The organism is Vibrio sp. 1249-1 (genome assembly GCF_033340495.1).
This window is the reverse complement of record NZ_JAWOWJ010000895.1, coordinates 1-576: the sequence shown is the minus strand read 5'-3', so window position 1 is coordinate 576 and position 576 is coordinate 1. Positions and strand designations below refer to the sequence as shown.

At 47.4% G+C, this 576-nt stretch carries 1 protein-coding gene; it reads left to right on the top strand.

The features are described 5' to 3' along the window. Positions 1 to 576 (top strand): tryptophan--tRNA ligase (trpS, locus tag R7Z50_RS29535; protein ID WP_318150018.1); only part of this gene is annotated, 576 nt, incomplete at both ends.

Below are 576 nucleotides of genomic sequence, written 5' to 3'. Positions count from 1 at the left end.
TTCAGTCACACGTACCAGAGCATGCTCAACTTGGTTGGCTTCTTAACTGTTACACTCAAATGGGTGAACTGAGCCGTATGACTCAGTTTAAAGACAAGTCTGCACGTTACGCGAACGACGTAAACGTGGGTCTGTTTGATTACCCAGTGCTAATGGCAGCAGACATCCTGCTTTACGGCGCACACCAAGTGCCAGTAGGTAGCGACCAGAAGCAGCACCTAGAATTAGCGCGTGATATCGCAACGCGTTTCAACAACATTTACTCGCCAGAAAGCCCAATCTTCACGGTGCCTGAGCCATACATTCCAACGGTTAACGCGCGCGTAATGAGCCTTCAAGATGCGACGAAGAAAATGTCGAAGTCTGATGATAACCGTAAGAACGTTATCACGCTGCTTGAAGAGCCAAAATCGATCATCAAGAAGATCAACAAAGCGCAAACCGATACCGAAACGCCACCAAGCATTCGCCATGATGTTGAAAACAAAGCGGGCATTGCAAACCTAATGGGTCTTTACTCTGCAGCGACAGGCATGAGCTTTGAAGAGATTGAAGCGAAATACAAAGATCGGAAGA